Origin of the sequence: Nocardia brasiliensis ATCC 700358, from assembly GCF_000250675.2 — a bacterium.
Taxonomy (GTDB): domain Bacteria; phylum Actinomycetota; class Actinomycetes; order Mycobacteriales; family Mycobacteriaceae; genus Nocardia; species Nocardia brasiliensis_B.
The window spans coordinates 8,478,146-8,493,927 of record NC_018681.1; the positions used below are offsets into that span (position 1 = coordinate 8,478,146).

General features: G+C 68.5%; 16 protein-coding genes. 9 read left to right on the forward strand and 7 right to left on the reverse strand.

The features are described 5' to 3' along the window. Positions 1-30: 30 nt before the first annotated feature. Positions 31-693 carry a TetR/AcrR family transcriptional regulator gene (locus tag O3I_RS37975; RefSeq protein ID WP_014988362.1) on the reverse strand — a complete coding sequence of 221 codons (663 nt, stop codon included), beginning with the start codon at positions 691-693 and terminating at the stop codon, positions 31-33. Between the two features lie 207 nt (positions 694-900). Here O3I_RS37975 and O3I_RS37980 point away from each other — a divergent pair, with 207 nt between their 5' ends. From O3I_RS37980 to O3I_RS37995, 4 genes are all read left to right on the forward strand, one after another. Further along, entirely contained in the window at positions 901-2,439 is a 1,539-nt protein-coding gene (locus O3I_RS37980; RefSeq protein WP_014988363.1) for an amino acid permease, read from the forward strand. A 78-nt stretch (positions 2,440-2,517) separates the two neighbouring features. Then, positions 2,518-3,270 carry a DUF1989 domain-containing protein gene (locus O3I_RS37985; protein WP_041564862.1) on the forward strand — a complete coding sequence of 251 codons (753 nt, stop codon included), beginning with the start codon at positions 2,518-2,520 and terminating at the stop codon, positions 3,268-3,270. Next, the gene (locus O3I_RS37990; protein WP_014988365.1) at positions 3,267-3,887 is read left to right on the forward strand and encodes an urea amidolyase associated protein UAAP2; all 621 of its coding nucleotides are present in this window, start codon (positions 3,267-3,269) and stop codon (positions 3,885-3,887) included. Before O3I_RS37985 ends, O3I_RS37990 begins: the two co-directional genes overlap by 4 nt. After that, positions 3,884-5,959, forward strand: coding sequence for a 5-oxoprolinase/urea amidolyase family protein (locus tag O3I_RS37995; RefSeq protein WP_014988366.1), 2,076 nt, complete (start codon positions 3,884-3,886; stop codon positions 5,957-5,959). The genes O3I_RS37990 and O3I_RS37995 overlap by 4 nt, the downstream gene beginning before the upstream one ends. 4 nt (positions 5,960-5,963) lie before the next feature. Here O3I_RS37995 and O3I_RS45830 read toward each other — a convergent pair whose 3' ends face one another. After that, positions 5,964-6,116, reverse strand: a complete 153-nt coding sequence (locus O3I_RS45830; RefSeq protein ID WP_014988367.1) for a hypothetical protein — start codon at positions 6,114-6,116, stop codon at positions 5,964-5,966. An 84-nt stretch (positions 6,117-6,200) separates the two neighbouring features. Continuing rightward, on the reverse strand, positions 6,201-7,355 hold the full coding sequence (locus O3I_RS38000) for an epoxide hydrolase family protein (protein ID WP_014988368.1): 1,155 nt from the start codon (positions 7,353-7,355) through the stop codon (positions 6,201-6,203). A 63-nt stretch (positions 7,356-7,418) separates the two neighbouring features. On the opposite strand from O3I_RS38000, the gene O3I_RS38005 reads away from it, so the two are divergent. Beyond that, on the forward strand, positions 7,419-8,369 hold the full coding sequence (locus tag O3I_RS38005; RefSeq protein ID WP_014988369.1) for a helix-turn-helix transcriptional regulator: 951 nt from the start codon (positions 7,419-7,421) through the stop codon (positions 8,367-8,369). Between the two features lie 65 nt (positions 8,370-8,434). Here O3I_RS38005 and O3I_RS38010 read toward each other — a convergent pair whose 3' ends face one another. After that, the gene (locus O3I_RS38010) at positions 8,435-9,445 is read right to left on the reverse strand and encodes an NAD(P)-dependent alcohol dehydrogenase (protein WP_014988370.1); all 1,011 of its coding nucleotides are present in this window, start codon (positions 9,443-9,445) and stop codon (positions 8,435-8,437) included. A gap of 90 nt (positions 9,446-9,535) precedes the next feature. Here O3I_RS38010 and O3I_RS38015 point away from each other — a divergent pair, with 90 nt between their 5' ends. Then, positions 9,536-10,240: a TetR/AcrR family transcriptional regulator C-terminal domain-containing protein gene (locus tag O3I_RS38015; RefSeq protein WP_014988371.1), complete on the forward strand. Its 705-nt coding sequence runs from the start codon at positions 9,536-9,538 to the stop codon at positions 10,238-10,240. Here O3I_RS38015 and O3I_RS38020 read toward each other — a convergent pair. Further along, the gene (locus O3I_RS38020; RefSeq protein ID WP_014988372.1) at positions 10,209-10,673 is read right to left on the reverse strand and encodes a MarR family winged helix-turn-helix transcriptional regulator; all 465 of its coding nucleotides are present in this window, start codon (positions 10,671-10,673) and stop codon (positions 10,209-10,211) included. The two genes, O3I_RS38015 and O3I_RS38020, sit on opposite strands and share 32 nt — an antisense overlap. Before the next feature lie 109 nt (positions 10,674-10,782). Between O3I_RS38020 and O3I_RS38025 the strand changes: the two genes are divergently transcribed. Continuing rightward, positions 10,783-11,922, forward strand: coding sequence for a GDSL-type esterase/lipase family protein (locus O3I_RS38025; RefSeq protein ID WP_141692080.1), 1,140 nt, complete (start codon positions 10,783-10,785; stop codon positions 11,920-11,922). Positions 11,923-11,965: 43 nt separating this feature from the next. Here the strand turns inward: O3I_RS38025 and O3I_RS38030 are convergent, their stop codons facing one another. Beyond that, a complete protein-coding gene (locus O3I_RS38030) occupies positions 11,966-12,577 on the reverse strand; it encodes a TetR/AcrR family transcriptional regulator (protein WP_014988374.1) in 612 nt (203 codons plus the stop codon). Between the two features lie 70 nt (positions 12,578-12,647). On the opposite strand from O3I_RS38030, the gene asnB reads away from it, so the two are divergent. Further along, positions 12,648-14,483: an asparagine synthase (glutamine-hydrolyzing) gene (asnB, locus tag O3I_RS38035; protein ID WP_014988375.1), complete on the forward strand. Its 1,836-nt coding sequence runs from the start codon at positions 12,648-12,650 to the stop codon at positions 14,481-14,483. On the opposite strand, the gene O3I_RS38040 is transcribed toward asnB, so the two are convergent. After that, complete coding sequence (locus tag O3I_RS38040) at positions 14,480-15,094, reverse strand: TetR/AcrR family transcriptional regulator C-terminal domain-containing protein (RefSeq protein ID WP_014988376.1); 615 nt, start codon at positions 15,092-15,094, stop codon at positions 14,480-14,482. The genes asnB and O3I_RS38040 overlap by 4 nt on opposite strands. 70 nt (positions 15,095-15,164) lie before the next feature. Between O3I_RS38040 and O3I_RS38045 the strand changes: the two genes are divergently transcribed. Continuing rightward, positions 15,165-15,725: a peroxiredoxin-like family protein gene (locus O3I_RS38045; protein WP_014988377.1), complete on the forward strand. Its 561-nt coding sequence runs from the start codon at positions 15,165-15,167 to the stop codon at positions 15,723-15,725. Positions 15,726-15,782: the final 57 nt, after the last annotated feature.

Below are 15,782 nucleotides of genomic sequence, written 5' to 3' on the forward strand. Positions count from 1 at the left end.
GCTGCTCCCCAGTCCGCACCGCGCCGGTTCTCACTGCGCCTGTTCGAGCACCTGCGCCGCGGCGGCACGCAGCGCGACCAGGTCGCCGGGCCAGCCGAGCACCCGCAGCGCGGCCTCCGGAATCGTTCGTTCCGCCTCGGCGGGTGCCTTGCCCTCGTCCGATCGAATATTGATCACCGTCTCCACCAGCCGGAACGGGAGGGCCGCCGCACCGACGACGCCGACGCCAGCACCCGCGGCCAGCACCGCCGCGGCCGAACTCTCGTAGTGGCCGCGTAGTTCGTCGCGCCGCAGCCGGAACGCGGCGAACCGTGCGGTGCGCAGTTCCGGAAGCAGGTACAGCGCACCGAGATTCCAGCGGGACGCGCAGAGTTGCCGGACGTCGAACCAGGCGAGGGCGTACAGGCGGGCCGCAGGCGAGGCCGACACGTTCCCCAGTCGCTCGGCGAGTTCCAATGGGGCAGCTATGGTTTCGGCAAGCAGCGCATCGAGGATGTCATCCTTGGCGGCGAAATGGTGATACAGCGATGCCTGACGGATCCCGACCGCGTCGGCGACCACACGGGTGGAGGTGTTCGCGTAGCCATTGGTAGTGAAGAGTTCCCCGGCGGCATCCAGGATCTCGGCGCGCGGCGTCTGGCCGCGACGGCGTCGCTGCTCCACCCGAGGACGGCCGGGGCCGAGGTTTGCCACACGTCCATTCTGGCAGGTCGTCACAGGTCGATCCGCCGCGGTACACCGCGGGACAGGCAGCGGAGAGGTTTCTGTCATTCGATAGAAACCTCGGCAACGCAGTTGTTACGGGGGTTGCCGCAAGAGATACATGCGGGTCACCGGAAAAGCGATCGCCACCGCAAAACTGTCATCTGATAGGTATTGGCCGCTCGCCGAAGGACCCTCATGGCCACAACGTTCGCTCCCCCGCCGCCGCCCGACACCAGCCGCGACGGCGCCGACCTCGCCAGGTTCGGCTACCAACCCGTACTGCACCGCAAGCTGGGCCGCTATGCCTCGTTCGCGGCAGGCTTCTCGTTCGTCTCCATCCTCACCACGATCTTCCAGTTCTTCGGCTTCGGCTATTCGTTCGGCGGCGCCGCCTTCTTCTGGACCTGGCCGCTGGTCTTCGCCGGACAGTTCCTCGTCGCGTTGAACTTCGCCGAACTCGCTGCGCGCTATCCCATTTCGGGCTGTATCTACCAGTGGTCGCGCCGCCTCGGCGGCGAACTCGTCGGCTGGTTCGCCGGCTGGATGATGGTCATCGCGCAGATCGTGACCGCCGCCGCGGCCGCCATCGCGTTGCAGGTGGTGCTGCCGACGATCTGGCCCGGATTCCAGATCATCGGCACCGAAACAGCGCTCACCTCGTCTTCCGGCGCGACCAACGCCGTGCTGCTCGGCAGTATCCTGCTGGTGGCCACGACCACGATCAACGTGCTCGGCATCGATCTCATGTCGCGGATCAACTCGATCGGCGTCACCGTCGAGATCGTCGGCGTGCTCGCGATCATCGGGCTCTTCTTCACCCACACCGAGCGCGGGCCGGGCGTCGTGCTCGACACCGCTCAGGCGGTGCCCGGTTCCTACCTGGCCGCCTTCTTGGTCTCCGGCCTGATGGCCGCGTACGTGATGGTCGGCTTCGATTCCGCCGGTGAGCTTTCCGAGGAGACGAAGAATCCGCGCCGGGTGGCGCCGCGCACCATCCTGACCGCGCTCGCGGTCTCCGCGCTCGGCGGCGGGCTGCTGCTGATCGGCGCGTTGATGGCCGCGCCGAGTCTGTCCGACGGTTCGCTGGCCACCGAGGGGCTGGCCTACGTGCTGACCTCGAAGTTGGACAGCCCGGCGGGCAAAGTGCTGCTCGGCTGTGTCGCGGTGGCGATCACCGTGTGCACGTTGGCAATTCAGACCGCCGGATCGCGGCTGATGTTCTCGATGGCCCGCGACGGTAAGCTGCCGTTCGCCGCGCGGGTCGCCGCGGTGCATCCCCGCTTCGGCACTCCGGTGCTGCCCGCCGTGATCATCGGCGTGCTCGGGATCGCGCTGCTGGTGCTGAATCTCGGCAACGCCGCGATCTTCGCGACCTTGGCCAGCGTCTGCATCGTCACGCTCTACCTGGCGTACCTGCTGGTCACGGTGCCGCTGCTGGTGCGCCGGTTCCGGGGCATGCCCGCCGACGAACCCACCGAGCAGCGGCTGTTCAGCCTGGGCCGCTTCGGGATTCCGGTGAACGTGCTCGCGGTGCTGTGGGGCGTCGCGATGGCGGTGAATCTGGCCTGGCCCCGCGCCGAGGTCTATACGCCGAACGGCGGCAGCTGGTGGATGCGCTGGGCCGCACCGCTGTTCGTGCTGGCGGTGATCGCCGTCGGCGTGATCGTGCACCGACTGGTCACCGGCGCGCTCGGGCCCGCCGAGAACCGGCAAACCGCAACACCTTCCGCATGAGTCCCCGGCGCGGTGGCGGTGCTTGCCACCACCGCGCCGACGGACACCGGTACGACCGCACCCATCGAAGGGAGCACCATGACGAACACCGCATCGACCTCCGGCGCCAGAGCGCACGCACGCGCACAAGCCGCCGCGGCGACCCTCGCCGAACCGGAGCTGCCCAGCGGCATCGATCCGGCGAGAATCACCTTCGCCCAGCGTGTTCCGCCGCAGGGCTACGCAGGCCTCGTGCTCGGCCGGGGCATCCGGGTCCGGCTGTCCGACCCGGCCGGCGCCGCGTGCGCACACCTGCTGCTCCTGCGCGCCGACGCGCCGTGGGAGCGGCTGAACGTCGCCGACACCGTCAAGGTGCCGTGGCAGGCCTATCTCGGCGACGGGCATCCGCTCCTGTCCGACCAGGGACGCATCCTCGCCACGGTGCTCGCCGATACGTCGGGCCGGCACGACGCCCTGTGCGGCCCGACCGCCGAGGCACGGCAGCTGTTGCGCCTGGCCGGCGCCAAACACGGTCTGGCGCCACGTGATATCGGCCCGACGGTGTCGTTCTTCCGCGGCGTCCGGGTGGCCGCCGACGGCGCACTGACCGCCACCGGCAGCGCCGCCCCCGGTTCCTCGGTCGAGTTGCTGCTGCACCTGCCGGTGACGCTGCTCGTCGCCAACGCCACCCACCCGCTCGACGACCGCGCGGCCACGGACCTCGATGTCGTGGCCTGGACGGCGCCCGAGGAGCTCGCCGTAGCGCACAGCTCCGACCCGGAATACCAACGGGCCGTGCAGAACACCGAACAGGCCTGGACAGCCGCGCGCACACCGGAGGTAGCGCAATGAACACCACCCCGTCCCGTAGCACGGTGCTCGATGAGCTCGTGCCCGCGCGGTCGTCCTGGTCCGCGGTAGTGGCCGCGGGCGACCACCTGGAGATCATCGACCTGCACGGCAACCAGGCCGTCGACTGTCTGCTGTACTCGGCTGCCGATCACAGCGACCGCTACAGCGCACAGGCCACCGTCGCCGCGCAACGCAACATCTTCCTCACCACCGGCAGCGTGCTGCGCACCGACGTGGGTACCGCGCTGATGACGGTCGTCGCCGACGAGGTCGGCAACCACGACACCATCGCGGGCGCCTGCTCGCAGGAGTCGAACACGCTTCGCTACGGACACCACACCCGGCACCAGCACGCGTGCGTGGAGAACTTTCTCACCGCGGCGCTGTCCTGGGGTCTGAGCAAGCGCGACCTGGTGTCGAACATCAACTGGTTCATGAACGTTCCGGTGGAAGCCGACGGCACACTCGGCATCGTCGACGGCTTGTCCGCGCCAGGAAAGAAGGTCACGCTGCGCGCGGAGATCGACACCCTGGTCCTGGTCTCCAACTGCCCCCAGATCAACAACCCGTGCAACGGTTTCGACCCGACGCCGGTGCGCATGGTGGTGACCCGATGAGTGCCGCGGCCGCACCCGCTCTCGCGTGCGGCGGCGGCGAGACGGTCACCGCTTCCGTCGCACCGGCCCGGTCGGCCATCGAAGTGTTGCGGCCGGGAATGCTTACGACAGTGCAGGATTGGCCGGGCCGGGTGGGCTACTGGCATATCGGCGTTCCGCCGTCCGGCCCGATGGACGACCTGTCGTTCCGGCTCGGCAATCGAATCCTCGGCAACGCCGAGGGCGCGCCCGGCCTGGAATGCACGCTCGGTGGCCCCGCGCTACGGTGCACGACCCCCACATGGGTATGCGTCACCGGGGCGCCGGCCGACGTGACGGTGGACGGGGTGCCCATCGAACAGTGGCGGACCGTGCGGGTCCCGGCCAGTGGCGTCCTCGACGTCGGTGCGGTTCGGGGCCCGGGCATGCGCACCTACATCCTGCTGGGCGGCGGTATCGAAGTGCCCGAATATCTGGGTAGCGCAGCTACTTTCACCCTCGGCCGGTTCGGCGGCAGCGGCGGGAACGCCCTGCGCGCCGCGACGGTGCTCTCGCTCGGAGCGCCGAGTGGCCGGATCGCCGCCGCCGTGCCGATGGAGGAGCAACCGGTGCTCACGCACCGCTGGGAACTCGCCGTGACCGAAGGCCCGCACGGCGCACCGGAGTTCTTCACCCGCAAAGACTTCGACACCATCATCGGCACCGATTACACGGTGCACTTCAACTCGGATCGCACCGGCGTCCGATTGGCCGGGCCCAAGCCGGAGTGGGCCCGCCCCGACGGCGGCGAGGCCGGCCTGCATCCGTCCAACATCCACGACACCCCGTATTCGGTCGGCGCACTCGACTTCACGGGAGACACCCCGATCCTGCTCGGTCCCGACGGTCCCAGTCTCGGCGGTTTCGTCTGCCCGGTCACCGTGGTCGCGGCCGACCGCTGGAAACTCGGGCAGCTCGCCCCGGGCGACACCGTCCGGTTCGTGCCGATCCGCAGCGATCGTGCCGCCTCCGTCCGCGAGTTGGGTCCAGCCCGCCGGGCGAACTGGCAGACGGTGTTCTCGGCGGGGGGCGACGGCGACGACGGCGTGCTCCGCCGCACCGACGTGGACGACGAGATCGGTGTCACCTATCGCCGCGCGGGCGACGACGCCGTACTCGTCGAATACGGCACGATGACCTTGGATCTCGCCCTCCGGGCCCGCGTGCATGCCCTGCATCAGCATCTGCTCGCCGCCGCGGTGCCCGGCGTGACCGAGCTGACGCCGGGGATTCGCTCGCTCCAGATCCGGGTGGATCCGCGGGCCCTGCCCATACCGCGCTTGCTCGACCTGCTCGCCGAGGCCGAACGGCACCTGCCCGCCGCCGACCGGCTGGTCGTGCCCAGCCGAACCGTGCACCTACCGCTGTCCTGGGACGATCCGGCCACCCGCGAGGCCATCACCCGGTACATGCACGGAGTACGCGCCGACGCACCGTGGTGCCCGTGGAACATCGAGTTCATTCGCCGCGTGAACGGATTGGCCTCGGTCGCAGAGGTTTACGACACCGTCTTCGACGCCGAGTATCTCGTGCTCGGCCTCGGCGACGTGTACCTCGGCGCGCCGGTCGCCACCCCCACCGATCCCCGGCACCGCCTGGTCACCACCAAGTACAACCCGGCCCGCACCTGGACGCCGGAGAACGCCGTCGGCATCGGCGGCGCCTACCTCTGCATCTACGGCATGGAGGGGCCGGGCGGCTACCAGTTCGTCGGGCGCACCACGCAAGTATGGAACCACCACGCGGGCAGGCACACCGGCCGTCCCGGGGCAGACCGCGACCCTTCGGGTGCGGAAACTCCTTGGCTACTGCGCTATTTCGACCGCATCCGGTGGTATCCGGTGGGTGCGGACGAATTACTGGACCTACGAGCGGATTTCGCGGCGGGCAAGGTCGAGGTACGAGCCGAGGACGGCGAGTTCCGCCTCGCCGAGCACCGCACCTTCCTCGCCACGCACCAGGATTCGATCGCCGCCTTCCGCGCCACCCAGGCAGCGGCCTTCGCCGCCGAACGCGACTCGTGGCGGCGGGCCGGCGAACTCGCCGCCGGGTAGCGGACTACCAGCCGAAAAGCTCCGCCATCTCGATCGATTCGTCGTCCCACGCACGCTCGATCGCCACGCGCTCGCCCTCCGGCAGTTCGGGTGCCCAACCACAGCGCCGCCAGAAGTCTTCCCGATGCTCCTGGCTGAGCGGTCTCGGTTTCTCCATGCTGTACCTCACCGACGATCCTGCCCCCGATTGTGGGCCTGCTCCGGCGACGACATGCCGAAACAGGCCCACAGACTTCGGTTTTCAGCGCAGGTCGCGGAAGAACTCGCGAATATCGGTGGTGAGCAGCACGGGTTCCTCCAAGGCCGCGAAGTGGCCGCCGCGGTCGACGTCGTGCCAGCGGGTGATGTTGTGCTCGGTCTCGGAGTACTTGCGAATGCCGATGTCATGGGCGAAGACCAGCGCCGCGGTCGGCACGCCGGAGCTGGTCTTCGTCTCGCCCCAGCCGCCTTCCTGCGCGTAGCCGACGTAGGCGGACGAGCCCGCGGTGCCGTTGAGCCAGTACAGCATCACGTTGGTCAGCAGCCGGTCGCGGTCGATGATCTTGTCCGGGTCGATGTTTCGCGGATGCGTCCACTCGCGGAACTTGTCCATGATCCAGGCCAGCTGCCCGACCGGCGAATCGACCAGCCCGTAGGCCAGCGTCTGCGGCCGGGTGGACTGGATCGCGATGTAGCCGAACTCCTCCTGCATGAACGCCTCGATGCGGCCGATCCGATCCCGTTCGATCTCGCTCAGGCTCGCCAGCTCCGCCGCGGCGAGCGGCAGCGGCGGCAGCGGGCCGGGTCCGCCGTTGACGTGCACGCCCGCAACGTTTTCCGGTGCGACCCGGCCCACCTCGGGGCTCACCGCGGCGCCGATATCGCCGCCCTGCACGCCGTAGTGCTCATAGCCGAGCCTGCGCATGAGTTCGGCCCAGGCCCCGGCGATCCGCTCGACCGTCCAGCCCGCCGCGGTGATCGGGCCTGAGAAGCCGAAGCCCGGCAGCGACGGAATCACCAGGTGGAACGCGTCTTTCGGATCGCCGCCGTGCGCCCGCGGATCCGACAGCGGCCCGATCACGTCGAGGAACTCGACCACCGAGCCCGGCCAGCCGTGCGTCATCAGCAGCGGCAGCGCGTCCGCCTCGGGCGAGCGCACGTGCAGGAAGTGGATGGTCTGCCCGTCGATCTCGGTCAGGTACTGCGGGTAGGAGTTGAGCTTGGCCTCCGCGGCCCGCCAGTCGTATCCGGTCCGCCAGTAGTCCACCAGCCCGCGCAGCCAGCTCGTCGGCACGCCGGTGTCCCAGCCGTCGCCGGGCAACGGAGCGGGCAGCCGTGCGCCGTCGAGCCGGGTGCGCAGGTCGTCGAGCTGTTGCTGCGGGATGTCGATGCGGAATTCGTGGATCTCGTTGCTCATGAGAGAGACGTTAGAACGCAGCTAGGACAGCTTTTGCCCTAGCTTTCGCGCATACTCGAATTCATGTTGGAAACCTCCGCCCGCCTGCTCCGCCTGCTCTCGCTGTTGCAGACGCCGCGCGACTGGACCGGCACCGAACTGGCCGCACGCCTCGAGGTCGACGTGCGCACCGTCCGGCGTGACATCGACAAGCTGCGCAACCTCGGCTATCCCGTGGATGCCACCGCCGGTATCGCCGGATACCGCCTCGGGGCAGGCGCGAAACTGCCGCCGCTGCTGCTCGACGACGACGAGGCGGTGGCCGTCGCGATCGGGTTGCGCACCGCGGCGGGCGGCACCATCACCGGTATCGAGGACAGCTCGCTGCGGGCGCTCACCAAGCTCGAGCAGGTACTGCCCTCGCGCCTGCGCCACCGGGTGAGCCTGCTGCAATCGGTCACCGTCACGGTGGCCGCGGGCGGGCCGACCGTCGACCCGGACACGCTCACCGCGATCGCGGGCGCGATCCGCGACAGCCACCGGCTCCGGTTCGACTACCGGAGCCACGACGGCACAGCGTCTTTGCGGACCACCGAGCCACATCGCCTGGCGCACACCGGCCGCCGCTGGTACCTGATCGGCTGGGACGTCGACCGCGCCGACTGGCGCACCTACCGGGTCGACCGGCTGCATCCCCGGATCCCGACCGGCCCGCGCTTCACCCCGCGCGAGGCGCCCGACGCGGACCTGTCCGGCTATCTGACGCAGGGCGTGACGAATTCGCCGTATCGGTATTCCGCACGCGTCACCCTCGGCGTCCCCGCCGAGGTTGCGGCCGACCGCATTTCCCCGACGGTCGGCGTCATCGAAGCGGTCGACGCCGAATCGTGCACGCTGCGCGTCGGCGCCAACTCACTCGACGAAATGGCCATCTACCTGGCGACTTTCGGTTTCCCGTGCCATGTGCACGAACCACCGGAACTCGTCGCTCATGTCCGTACGCTCGCCCGGCGCTTGCACGATTCCGTGGACTGACCCCGCGCTGTTCAGCCCCGGCGGCGCTGCTGCTCGATGAATCACGCGGCGAACCGCAGCGACGTTCACACCACGATCACCGTCTTGCCCTGGGCATGCCCGTCGATGACGTGCTGGACCGCAGCCGCGGCCTGTGCTAGCGGGTGATGCTGCTCGATCAAGGGGCGCACCTTGCCCGCGGCGACGAGGTCCGCGAGATAGTCGAGGTCGCTTCGTTGCGGACGCATGAGGTGCACCGCGATCCGCTGGCGCACGAACAGGTTGGCCAGCATCATCTTTCCCATCCATAAGACCGGCCCCGCCCAATTGCCGCCGGGCGCCCCCGCGGACGAGACGAACACCCCCTTCGGAGTGAGTACCCGACGGCAGTCCCGGAGCGTCCGATTGCCGACGAGGTCGAGCAGCACGTCATAACGCGCCTCGTCGGCGGTGAAATCGGCTGCGGTGTAGTCGATCACATGATCCGCGCCGAGCGTCCGGACCGCGGCCAGATGGCGGGTGCTGCACACGGCGGTCACCTCCGCGCCGAGCGCCTTGGCGAGTTGGACCGCGAACGAGCCGACACCGCCGGAGGCGCCGTTGATCAGCACCCGCTGCCCGGCTCGCAGCCGCCCGGCGTCGCGCAGACCCTGCAGCGCCGTCATGCCCGAATCCGGCACGGCGGCAAGCTCTTCGAAACTCGCCCCGGCCGGCGCCGGGGCGAGGCGCTGCGCGCAGACGCAGGCGTACTCGGCGAAGGCGCCCGACCCGACCTGACCGAAAACCCGGTCCCCGGGCCGGAATCCGGTGACCCCCGCACCGACCGCGACCACCTCTCCGGCCAGGTCGTGCCCGATCACCGGATCCTTGGGCCGGCGCAGGCCGAAACCGAGGCGCAGCAGGTAGGGCGTGCCGGTGAGCAGGTGGGCATCGCCCTGACACACGGCCGCGGCACGAACCCGGACCAGCACCTCACCCGCGTGCGGGTTCGGCCGGGCGACCCGCTCGATCCGTAGCACCTCGCCGGTGCCGTACCGCGGTGCGACGACCGCTGCCATCTCGGCGACTTCCACGATGGGGTCCTTGATCTCGGACATAGGCTTCCTCGCTGGAACGGAGACTTACAGCGTAAGTCGCTCACTCCGGACGGTACGCTTACACCGTAAGTACGTCAACCGAGAGGGCCCATGCCCAAGCCAACCGCCGCCCGCGCCCCACTGAACCGCGAAAGGGTGCTGCGCGCCGCTCTCCGCGTCGCCGACGAGCAAGGACTCGCCGCGCTGTCCATGCGCAAGCTGGCCCAATTGCTCGGCGTCGAGGCGATGTCGCTGTACAACCACGTCGCCAACAAGGACGACCTGCTCGACGGTCTGGCCGATCTGGTGATCGCCGAGATGGCCGTGCCCGCCATCGGCGGCGATTGGAAGGCGGCCATGCGCGCCCGCGCGACCTCCGCGCACGAGGTACTACTGCGACACCCGTGGGCCACCGGACTCATCGGCTCCCGGTTGAATGTAGGCCCGGCCATGCTGCGCTACATCGACGCCACCATCGGCTGCCTGCGCGCCGCGGGCTTCTCGTATCAACTCGCGGACCGCGCCTGGAACGCGCTGGACAGCCATATCTACGGCTTCACCATGCAGGAGTCGAACTTTCCCCTGCAGCCCGATGAATACGCCTCCGCCGCCGCACATTTCCTGCCACGGATACCGGCGGATCAGTTTCCATACATGAACGCGCTGTCCCAGCTCGTGATCGACGGAAAGCACACGGGGATCGCGGATTTCGACTTCGGCCTGAACCTGATCCTCGACGGGCTGGAACGCCTGCTCGCCGCGTCCGGCGGTCGGCCGCCGGAGGTCAGTCGACGCCCGCCGTCGCCTCGGGATTGACCGTGTCGCGCACAACCCGCAGTGCGGTGACGAACCCTTCCAGTTGCTCGGGGGTCAGCAACCCGGTCAACCAGCGGTCCACCGCGACCAGATAGTCGGGCAGCACCTCGGTGAGTCGCTGCGCGCCCGCCGCGGTGAGCACCGCGTAGGCGCTGCGCCGATCGCCGGGATCGAGTTCCCGTTCGACCAGCCCGGCGCGGGTGAGCCGGTCGACGAGCCGGGTCACGCCACTGGTGGACAGCGCGGTCTGGGTCGCGAGGTCGGACATGCGCAGTCGGCGGTCCGGCGAACGACTCAGGCGCATGAGCGCATTCAGATCCATGCCGGACAAGCCGTGCGCCCGCCAAGTCGGCTCCAGCCTGGCCACTACGCCCGCATGCGCCTCGAACAGCAGTCCCATGGTGGTGAGCCGGGGATCGTCGAACAGGTCCATACCGCCAACCTACCGGAAGTAGTTGACACAGGGATAGTTGACATGAGGAATACATGGTTGTAGAAATATGCCAACGCATTATTCCTCGCAGCAACTAATGGAGCTCTCGATGTCTGACACCACCCACTGGGTCGCCGGCTTCCGTTCCGCGGTCATCAGCCCCTACGAGCAGGTCAAGCTCGCCGAATCGCGGGCCTTCGCCGACGAGACCGTCCGGCAGGTACTGCATCTGGCCGGCGGCGGTGACCAGCTCCGGATCCGGCTGACCAATCTGTTCGGACGCGACACGCTGGTCATCGGCGCCGCCCGGGTCGCGCTGCGCAAAGCGTGCAGCGCGATCGTCACGGAAACCGATGTCGCGCTGCACTTCTCCGGGGTCGAGCGGTCGGTGATTCCGGCGGGCGGCGAACTCGTCAGCGATCCGATCGCGCTGGCCGTCGCACCGGGCGACGACCTGATGCTCAGCGTCTATCTACCCGAGCAGACCGGACTCGCGACGTTCTCGCACCAGCCCTCCGAAATCGCCTATATCGCGGCCGGAAACGTCACCGCAGCACCGGAACTCGCCGCGGCCGAGGAGTTTCCCGCCCGCTTCTACGTCTCCGGCGTGGATGTGGCCGTGGCCGCAGACATTCCGGTCGCCGTGGCATTCGGGGACTCCTGGTTCGAAGGCGTCGGCACGACCGTGAGCGCGAATCGGCGCTCGGTGGACGTGCTGAACAGCAGGCTCGACCGGGGCTGGGCGGTCAACCAGGGCATCGCCGGAAATCGTTTGCTCACCAATGAGATCGGCACGCCCGGCTTGGCGCGCTTCGACCGCGACGTACTGAGCGTTCCCGGCGCGACGGCCGTGCTGTTCAACTTCGGCATCAACGACCTGATCCTCGGCGGCATGTCCGGCGAGCCGCCCGCCACAGCCGACGAGTTGATCGCGGGCTTCACCACGCTGGCTCGCCGTGCCCGCGCGGCGGGCCTGACCGTGCACGCCGCCACCATCGGCCCGTACGCAGGCGTCGTCTACCCGGGCATGCCCGTCGCCGAGACCGTGCGAACCCGCCATGCGGTCAACGAATGGTTGCGCACCACAGACCTTTTCGACACCGTCTTCGATGTCGCCCGCGCGGTGGAGGATCCGGCCCGGCCGGACTTCATCCACGCGGACTTCGACTGCGGCGACGGAATGCACCTCAACGATGCCGGGGCGCAGGCCATGGCCGAAACCATCGACACCAGCGCCCTCTTTCGCTGAGCCGAGCACGAGAATCGTTGCGCCGCAGGCACAACGACTTCGATCACCCCTGATGCAGGTCGCCGGCCGCCTTGATCGCCAGATCCAGCGCGCCGTCGACCGCATCCTGGAAGGTCTTGTCCGCCCGCATGGCCGCCCGTCCGCCTGCGAACAGGGCACCGCACAGTCCGCCGACCAGAATCGCGGCCCGCACCTCGTCCAGTTCGTCCGCGAACGCCTCGGCCAGCGCCTGCGCCAGGCGATCTTCCACCTCGAACAGGCGCTGCAAGGTGGCGGCACGCAACGACGGGACCGACATCAACAAGCGGATCCGGGTCGCTTCGAGTTCACCCGACGGATCGCGGGGACCGCCCGCCATCTCCCGCAGCATCGCCCGCATCGCCTCGGCGAGCACCACCCCGACCTGCGCGTCCGCCGGTCGCGCCGCGATCGATGCGAGCCCGACGTCGAGCAGGCCGCCGCCCTCGGCGAAGAGCACCGCCTCCTTGGTCGGGAAATGATTGAAGAAGGTGGCGGGCGAAACATCTGCTGCCGCAGCGATTTCGGTAACCGTCGTGGCGTCGTAGCCACGCGTCTCGAACAGCCGGTACGCCGCCTCCGCGATCGCCGTCCTGGTCCGCTGCTTTTTGCGTTCGCGCAGCCCCGGTTCACCCATGCCGGAAGCTTACTATATCGACATCAAAGTTATAGTTGCTAGAATCTTAGAGAGACTCTAGCCTTATGGCATGTGCGGAATCACCGGATGGGTCTCCTTTCAGCGAGACCTGACGACAGCGAACAACTCCATCGACGCGATGACGGCCACCATGGCGTGCCGAGGACCCGACGGCTCGGGCACCTGGGTCGCACCGCACGTCGCACTCGGGCACCGACGGCTGGCCATCATCGACCTGGCCGGCGGCGCGCAGCCGATGACCATCGAAACGCCGGATGGCGTTGTCGCCATGGTCTATTCAGGAGAGGCCTACAACTTTCGCGAACTACGCGAGGAACTGCGTGCCCGCGGGCAGCGCTGCACCACCGCCTCCGACACCGAAGTCGTGTTGCGCGCATACCTGGAGTGGGGCACGGCCTTCGCCGAGCGACTCAACGGGATGTACGCCTTCGCCCTCTGGGACGCGCGGATCGAGCGGCTGGTGCTGGTGCGAGATCGCCTCGGCATCAAGCCCTTCTACTACTATCCGACCGAGGACGGTCTGCTTTTCGGCTCCGAGCCGAAGGCTATCCTCGCCAATCCCTTGTCGGACAGATCAATCGGCCTCGACGGGCTGCGCGAATTGTTCGTCGTCAGCGTGCGCCCGGAAGGATCGGCGTGGACCGGGATGCGTCAGGTGCCCCCGGGTTCGGTGGTAACCGTCGATCGAGACGGACTGCGCACCACCGCCTATTGGACACTGCGCACACTCGAGCACAGGGACGACCGCGCCTCGACCGTGCGGACGGTCCGCGACTTACTCGAGGACGTCGTTGCGCGGCAACTGATTTCGGATGTGCCGCGCTGCATGCTGCTCTCCGGCGGGCTCGACTCGTCCGCGCTGACCACCCTGGCCGCCGCCCACCTGCGCAGTACCGGCGAGCAGGTGCGCAGTTTCAGCGTCGAATTCCAGCAGCAGGATGAGGATTTCGTGCCGGACGAGTGGCGGGCGACACTCGACGCGCCCTTCGCCCGGGCTGTCGCCGAGCATTCCGGCACCCGCCACAGGGATATCCGGCTCGACAGTGCGGCCCTCGCCGACCCGGCCGTCCGCGCCGCGGTGGTCACCGCCCGTGACGTGCCGACCGGGCACGGTGATACCGACGCGTCACTTTATCTGCTGTTCAAAGCGATTCGGGAGCATTCGACCGTAGCCCTGTCCGGAGAATCCGCGGACGAGGTCTTCGCGGGCTACCGCTGGTTCCGGACCGCCGCCGAGCACGGCCTGACCACATTCCCCTGGCTCGCCGTGCTACCCCCGGAGTTCGTGCAGCGCACCAGATTGCTCGATCCCGACCTGACCGCGGCCCTGGATCTCGACACCTACCTCGCGGACAGTTTCGCGGACGCGCTCGCCGAGGTCGCGCGCCTGGACGGTGAGAGCGACCTGGAGTTCCGGATGCGCCAGGTGTCCCACCTGCACATCACTCGGCTACTGCGCACCCTGCTCGACCGCAAGGACCGGATGAGCATGGCGGTCGGCCTCGAAGTCCGGGTGCCGTACTGCGATCACCGGCTCGTCGAATACGTCTACAACGCCCCGTGGTCTTTGAAAACCTTCGACGGCCGGGAGAAGAGCCTGCTCCGCGCCGCCACCGCGGACACGCTGCCCCGCTCGGTAGTCGAACGCGTGAAAAGCCACTACCCGATCACCAAGAACCTCGACTACGTCACGGCCCTCATCAACCAATCCACCGACCTGCTCGCCACCCCCACCCACCCCGTCTTCCACCTCTACGACCACGACGCCGTCACCAAAGCCGTCGACCGCCCCGCCGCCCACCTCACCGAACCCGACCGCTTCGACCTCGAACAACTCCTGGACGTCGCGATCTGGCTGGACCACTACAACCCCCACTTCACCTAACGGGGGGTCAAGCCGCGGAGGACTATTTGGAGGCCGGCGCGGTATTCGTCGTCGGGGGTGAGGGTTTGGGCCAGGGTGGCGGTGGCGGTGAGGAGGGGGAAGGTTTCGGGGGGCAGGGCGGCCATGGTGGCGGTGCCTCGGCCGGACAGGGCGGCGTAGTGCTCGTTTTGCAAGGCGCCCAAGAGGAAGGCGACGAGGGTGCGTTGGGCTATTACGCGGTCGGGGCCGGTGAAACCGGCACGGGTGAGGACGGCCAGCATCGCTTCGATCACGCGCAGGGAAGCGGTCGATGATTGCCGGTGTCGCAGTACCAGCGGCACGGTCTCGGGGTGGTGCGCGACGGCCGCGCGAACGCGTTCGAGCAGCGTGGTGAGCGCCTCCTGCCAGGGGGCGGCGGGCGGCAACGTGGTGTCGATCGCGGCGTAGATGTGGTCGACGACCAGCACTTCGAGTGCCTCGCGGTCGGCGACGTAGCGGTAGAGCGCCATCGTGGCCACGCCGAGTTCCTTGGCGACCGCGCGCATCGTGAGCGCGGCCAAGCCGTCGCGGTCGAGCACCGCGAGGGCGGCGTTCGCGAGATCTGCGGTGGTCAGTGAGCGCGGACGGGGCATGGGTTGACAGCGTACAAGGTACGCGCATACTAGACGTAGGCGTACGAAGTACACCTACGAAAGGAAACCCATGCCCCTGCCGACCACCGTCGCCGATCGAGTGCTGACCACCGTCACCGACCGGCAGGTCTACCTACCCGATCCGAACCGCCTGATCCACTTGCAGTTTCGCCGCTTCGCCGGGTGCCCGGTCTGCCATCTGCACCTGCGCTCGATCGTCACCAGGCACGACGAGATCACGGCCGCGAATATCCGCGAGGTCGTCGTCTTTCATTCCAGCGCAACAGAACTGCGCAAATACACCGAGGGACTCCCGCTGGATTTCATCGCTGATCCCGACAAACAGCTCTACCGGGACTTCGGCGTCGAATCCTCGCCGCGCGCACTGCTCGACCCGCGCGGCTGGCCCGGCATCGTCCGCGGCCTGACCGGCGCCGCCGTCGCCACCCTGCGCCACCGGCAACCCACTCCGCCGACCAAACCCGAGGGCGGCAGCCTGGGCCTGCCCGCCGACTTCCTCATCGCCCCCGACGGCGGAGTCCTCGCCGCGAAACACGGCACGCACGTCGACGACCAATGGTCCGTGGACGAACTGCTCGCCCTGGTCCCGGCGCGAAAGCCGCTGTCCTGAAACGAAAACCGCCGGTGCAGTGCGTCGAAAGCACTGCACCGGAGGAGGTTTCCGGTC

Excerpts from the sequence above, each read along its gene's own strand:
- O3I_RS37980 (WP_014988363.1), top strand. The coding sequence starts at position 901 with ATGGCCACAACGTTCGCTCCCCCGCCGCCGCCCGACACCAGCCGCGAC.
- O3I_RS37985 (WP_041564862.1), top strand. The coding sequence starts at position 2,518 with ATGACGAACACCGCATCGACCTCCGGCGCCAGAGCGCACGCACGCGCA.
- O3I_RS37990 (WP_014988365.1), top strand. The coding sequence starts at position 3,267 with ATGAACACCACCCCGTCCCGTAGCACGGTGCTCGATGAGCTCGTGCCC.
- O3I_RS37995 (WP_014988366.1), top strand. The coding sequence starts at position 3,884 with ATGAGTGCCGCGGCCGCACCCGCTCTCGCGTGCGGCGGCGGCGAGACG.
- O3I_RS45830 (WP_014988367.1), bottom strand. The coding sequence starts at position 6,116 with ATGGAGAAACCGAGACCGCTCAGCCAGGAGCATCGGGAAGACTTCTGG.
- O3I_RS38000 (WP_014988368.1), bottom strand. The coding sequence starts at position 7,355 with ATGAGCAACGAGATCCACGAATTCCGCATCGACATCCCGCAGCAACAG.
- O3I_RS38005 (WP_014988369.1), top strand. The coding sequence starts at position 7,419 with ATGTTGGAAACCTCCGCCCGCCTGCTCCGCCTGCTCTCGCTGTTGCAG.
- O3I_RS38010 (WP_014988370.1), bottom strand. The coding sequence starts at position 9,445 with ATGTCCGAGATCAAGGACCCCATCGTGGAAGTCGCCGAGATGGCAGCG.
- O3I_RS38015 (WP_014988371.1), top strand. The coding sequence starts at position 9,536 with ATGCCCAAGCCAACCGCCGCCCGCGCCCCACTGAACCGCGAAAGGGTG.
- O3I_RS38020 (WP_014988372.1), bottom strand. The coding sequence starts at position 10,673 with ATGGACCTGTTCGACGATCCCCGGCTCACCACCATGGGACTGCTGTTC.
- O3I_RS38025 (WP_141692080.1), top strand. The coding sequence starts at position 10,783 with ATGTCTGACACCACCCACTGGGTCGCCGGCTTCCGTTCCGCGGTCATC.
- O3I_RS38030 (WP_014988374.1), bottom strand. The coding sequence starts at position 12,577 with ATGGGTGAACCGGGGCTGCGCGAACGCAAAAAGCAGCGGACCAGGACG.
- asnB (WP_014988375.1), top strand. The coding sequence starts at position 12,648 with ATGTGCGGAATCACCGGATGGGTCTCCTTTCAGCGAGACCTGACGACA.
- O3I_RS38040 (WP_014988376.1), bottom strand. The coding sequence starts at position 15,094 with ATGCCCCGTCCGCGCTCACTGACCACCGCAGATCTCGCGAACGCCGCC.
- O3I_RS38045 (WP_014988377.1), top strand. The coding sequence starts at position 15,165 with ATGCCCCTGCCGACCACCGTCGCCGATCGAGTGCTGACCACCGTCACC.